Origin of the sequence: Rhodococcus sp. R1101, assembly GCF_000278445.1 — a bacterium.
Lineage (GTDB): Bacteria > Actinomycetota > Actinomycetes > Mycobacteriales > Mycobacteriaceae > Rhodococcus > Rhodococcus gordoniae.
Genome location: NZ_AJVB01000320.1, coordinates 1 through 4,362 on the forward strand (window position 1 = coordinate 1; position 4,362 = coordinate 4,362).

The window sequence follows — 4,362 nt, forward strand, 5'->3', positions numbered from 1 at the left end:
GGGTTGTCGAGATCGCGCGCCGAGTAGGTGTCGCACGCGTCGACCCGGCCGGTGCGGTATCCCGCCAGGAACCAGGCCTGGCGCTGCTCGGACGAGCCGTGCGTCCAGCCCTCCGGGTTCACCCGACCGGTGGCGGCCCGCTGGATCCGGTCGTCGCCGACGGCGGATGCGGCGGAGAGTGCGTCGCGGATGTCGGTGTCGGTCAGGGGCACGAGGAAGGGTTCGCCGGTGGTCGGCTCGGGCAGCTTGTCGGCGTGATAGGCCCATACTCCGGCGTAGCAGTCGGCCTGCAGTTCGGTACGGACGGCGCCGGATTCGGGACCGCGCGGATCGGCCTGCGCACGTCCGAGATCGCCGAGCTGGTTCTGCAGATGGTGGCCGAACTCGTGCGCGACGACGTATTCCTGCGCGAGCGGACCGCCGCTGGCGCCGAACCGGGTCTCGAGTTCGTCGAAGAAGCTGGTGTCGAAGTAGGCGGTCCGATCCGCCGGGCAGTAGAACGGCCCGATGTCGCTGGTGGCGTTACCGCAGCCCGTCGACGTGGCCGACGTGAAGATCGCGACCTCCGGCTGCACGTAGGCCACACCGGTCTGGGTCGCGAACTGCTGCTCCCACACCGAGTCCAGCGACCCGACGGTGTAGAGCACCCGGCAGTCGACGTTCTCGTTGGCGGTGGCACCACCGATCTCGCACTCCTCGAGTGCGCTCTCCGCCTGCGGATCGCCGGACGTGTCGGGCACTCCCGATCCGAGCAGCGAGGACGGATCTCCGCCGAACAGCAATGCCAGGATGATGACGATCAGGCCACCGGCCCCGCCACCGAGAGCGAGCTTCCCACCGCGCCCACCACCGCCGGTACGGACACGGCCCGCATCCATGCGTGCACCTTCTCTGAACGTCATCGCCGCCGCTTTCTCCCGTGTTCGTCGGACCCGGACAAGCTTGGCACGAACTATTCGGTACGGGTGCGCTCAGGCCGATCGTGTCTTTCGTAGGATTACAGCCGACGAACCCGTCGCTGATCGTTTCGAAAGGAATTCCGTGCTGCGCACCCATCTCGCCGGCTCGTTGCGAGCCGAGCACGCCGAGCAGACTGTCACCCTCACCGGATGGGTTGCCCGGCGACGCGATCACGGCGGGGTCATCTTCATCGACCTGCGCGACGCGTCGGGTGTCTCGCAGGTGGTCTTCCGTAGTGCCGGGGTCCTCGAGCAGGCGCACCGGCTCCGCGCGGAGTACTGCGTCCGGATCACCGGCAAGGTGGAGGTCCGCCCCGAGGGCAACCAGAACTTCGAGATCCCGACCGGCGCGATCGAGGTCGACGCCTCCGAACTCGTCGTCCTCAACGAGTCGGCCCCGCTGCCGTTCCAGCTCGACGACCAGGCCGGTGAGGAAGCCCGCCTGAAGTACCGCTACCTGGATCTGCGCCGCGAGAAGCCCGGCAAGACCATCCGGTTGCGCAGCAAGGTCAACGCTGCGGCCCGCGCCGTGCTCGCCCACCACGAGTTCGTCGAGGTCGAAACCCCGACCCTCACCCGCTCGACACCGGAAGGCGCCCGCGACTTCCTGGTGCCCGCACGCCTGCAGCCCGGCAACTTCTACGCCCTGCCGCAGTCCCCGCAGCTGTTCAAGCAGTTGCTCATGGTCGGTGGCATCGAGCGCTACTACCAGATCGCGCGCTGCTACCGCGACGAGGACTTCCGCGCCGACCGTCAGCCCGAGTTCACCCAGCTCGACATCGAGATGGCGTTCGTGAGCCAGGACGACGTGATCCTCCTCGCCGAGGAGGTGCTGCACGCGCTGTGGCGTCTGGTGGGCTACGAACTCGAGACCCCGATCCCGCGCATGACCTACGCCGAAGCCATGCGCCGTTTCGGCACCGACAAGCCGGATCTGCGTTTCGGCATCGAACTCGTCGAGTGCAAGGAATTCTTCAAGGACACCACCTTCCGTGTCTTCCAGGCGGAGTACGTCGGTGCCGTCGTCATGCCCGGCGGCGCGAGCCAGCCGCGTCGTCAGCTCGACGCCTGGCAGGAATGGGCCAAGCAGCGCGGCGCCAAGGGCCTCGCATACGTGCTCGTCGGCGAGGACGGCACGTTGAGCGGCCCGGTCGCCAAGAACCTCACCGACGCCGAACGCGCCGGGCTCGCCGCGCACGTGGGCGCCGACCCCGGCGACTGCATCTTCTTCGCCGCCGGCCCCACCAAGCCGATGCGGGCGCTGCTCGGTGCCGCGCGCGGCGAGATCGCCCGCAAGCTCGATCTGATCGATCCGAACGCGTGGGCGTTCGTGTGGGTCGTCGACGCCCCGCTGTTCGAGCCCGCGGCCGACGCGACCGCCAGTGGGGACGTGGCCCTCGGCCACTCGGCGTGGACCGCGGTGCACCACGCGTTCACCTCGCCCAAGCCCGAGTACCTCGACACCTTCGACACCGATCCGGGGTCGGCGCTGGCCTACGCCTACGACATCGTCTGCAACGGCAACGAGATCGGTGGCGGCTCGATCCGTATCCACCGCCCCGACATCCAGGAGCGGGTGTTCAAGGTCATGGGCATCTCGGAGGAGGAGGCGAACGAGAAGTTCGGCTTCCTGCTCGAGGCATTCAAGTACGGTGCGCCGCCGCACGGCGGTATCGCGTTCGGCTGGGACCGCATCACCGCGCTGCTCGCCGGGGTCGACTCGATCCGCGAGGTCATCGCGTTCCCCAAGTCCGGAGGCGGCGTCGACCCGCTGACCGACGCTCCCGGGCCGATCACGCCGGAGCAACGCAAGGAGTCGGGCATCGACTTCGTGCCGGAGCCGGAGACCGAGGACGCCGACAGGTCCTGATCACTCGCATCTTCCTCGGCGCGGTGCCGTCCGCCTCCGGGCGGCGGCACCGCGCCGTCGTGCCCGAGGCCTCCGACGGCGGTCGTGTGGTGAGGTTCGTGGGGTTCGATGGGGTTTGTGAGGATCCTGTCCGGGTACTCCGTCGGTCCGGCGCCAACGGGGCGCCGGTACGAGGAGGTATCGATGGCCGACGCACGTGTGATCTTCTACAAGCCGCTCGCTCTCGCAGCCAGTGTGGGAGGCGGCATTCTCGCCGGCGCAGTCTTCAATCAGGTGTGGAAGAAGGTCGGCGGCAGTGACGAACGGCCCGAACCTCAGGATCTGTCGCAGCGCACCAGGGACGTGCTCGTCGCGGCCGCTCTCCAGGGTCTGATCTTCGGTGTCGTGAAGGCCGCGGTGGACCGCGGCACCGCCCGTGGATTTCAGAAGGTGACACACGTTTCACCGGAGTAGTGGTGACGTGTCCCTATCGTGATGGACGCGTGGAGAGCGGGAGCGGAACGGGACACGTCGGTGAACAGCGAGTTCTTCCTCGCAAGCAGACGAAAGCGACGTGGTGGAACGGTCGCGGGCGAAGAAGGTCCCGCTCGATCCGAGCCTTGTGGACGACCTCGTCGTGACCGAGAACCTGTAGATTGGGCCGTGATGACCGCAACATTGGCAGACCCCGTGTCCGAGGTGGTACACGCCGCCGAAGCGCTGCTCACCCGCCGTACCGGCGCCACGGTGACCCTCACCGATCCCGTGGATCTCGGGGGCAGCGGCCGCTCGGTGGTCGTTCGGGTACGAGTGGCCGCCAATCCGTTCTCGCTTCCACGCACCCTGGTCCTCAAGCAGGTGCCGCCCTCCCGCGGCGCCGGCCACGTCGACTTCCGCGGTTCCGAGACCGACGAGCAGATCGCCTTCCTCCGGGAGGCGGTCTCCTACCAGTTCACGACGGCCCTGGCGAAGGATCACCGTCCGGGCGCCGAACTGCTCGCCTACGATTTCGACGCCCGTCTGCTCGTGCTCAGCGACCTCGGCGACGCGACAACTCTCGCCGAGGTGCTGCGCAACAGCTCCGAGGCCGCCGGGAACACCTTGATGGCCCTGGCGCAGGCGCTCGGGCGCATGCACGCCGCGACCGTCGGGCGCGAGGAGGACTTCGCGGCCCTGCTTCGTCGCGCCGACGTCGCGCGGGTCGCCGACGCGGTGTCCCAGCAGGCCCTCGACGCGGTACGGGGCGTCCCCGAACTCCTCGAGGCGGATTTCGGGCTGGCCGTGCCCGAGTCGGTGCGCGAGCGCGCCGAGCGTGCCTCCAAGCTGTTCACCGGCGGACGTTTCCGGGCTTTCAGCCCGTCGGACCTGTGCCCCGACAACATCGTCGTCGGCGACGACGGCGTGCAGTTCCTCGACTACGAGTGGGGCGGCTTCCGCGATGCGACCCTCGACATCGCGTACGCACTCAGCTCCTTCCCGCTGTGCCTGTGCTCGGTGCCGCTCTCCGTCGACCGCATCCGCGCGATGGCCGACGCGTGGCGCGCCGAGGTCGTC

4 protein-coding genes are annotated in these 4,362 nt (G+C 68.6%); 3 read left to right on the forward strand and 1 reads right to left on the reverse strand.

All coding sequences use genetic code 11. The features are described 5' to 3' along the window. Positions 1-902, reverse strand: a 902-nt coding sequence (ypfJ, locus tag R1101_RS0116895; protein WP_016934551.1) for a KPN_02809 family neutral zinc metallopeptidase, incomplete at its 3' end; no start/stop codon positions are given. A 139-nt stretch (positions 903-1,041) separates the two neighbouring features. Here ypfJ and aspS point away from each other — a divergent pair. From aspS to R1101_RS0116915, 3 genes are all read left to right on the forward strand, one after another. Then, positions 1,042-2,829, forward strand: a complete 1,788-nt coding sequence (gene aspS / locus R1101_RS0116900) for an aspartate--tRNA ligase (protein WP_016934552.1) — start codon at positions 1,042-1,044, stop codon at positions 2,827-2,829. 183 nt (positions 2,830-3,012) lie between these two features. After that, positions 3,013-3,282, forward strand: a complete 270-nt coding sequence (locus R1101_RS0116905; RefSeq protein WP_026003388.1) for a DUF4235 domain-containing protein — start codon at positions 3,013-3,015, stop codon at positions 3,280-3,282. A gap of 192 nt (positions 3,283-3,474) precedes the next feature. Next, on the forward strand, positions 3,475-4,362 hold an 888-nt coding region (locus R1101_RS0116915; protein WP_016934554.1), incomplete at its 3' end, for a hypothetical protein.